Raw genomic sequence first — 225 nt, 5'->3', positions numbered from 1 at the left:
CCTCGTTCAATTAAGCCGGCGATTGAGCTTGATAACCAAGTACCACATTCTAACTTCACCATATTGGCGACTGAGCGCATCAGTGTCGCTGCATTATTATAAGTTTGTTCAGGGGTGGAGTAATACATAAAGGGTAAATCAGCAAAGATTAATGCCTTCTCAGTCGTGCTTGCCACTGAAGCTGTGTGATAAGCAAAATAATCAACAGTGACAGGCAGGGTTGAG

1 protein-coding gene is annotated in these 225 nt (G+C 43.6%); it reads right to left on the bottom strand.

All coding sequences use genetic code 11. The features are described from left to right. Window positions 1-225: 3-methyl-2-oxobutanoate hydroxymethyltransferase (locus V6256_RS15650; RefSeq protein ID WP_341599152.1), on the bottom strand; the 225-nt coding region annotated here is incomplete at both ends.

This window comes from Psychromonas aquatilis, assembly GCF_038155185.1.
Lineage (GTDB): Bacteria > Pseudomonadota > Gammaproteobacteria > Enterobacterales > Psychromonadaceae > Psychromonas > Psychromonas aquatilis.
The sequence above is the reverse complement of the archived record's forward strand: the minus strand, read 5'-3'. Positions and strand labels throughout refer to the sequence as shown.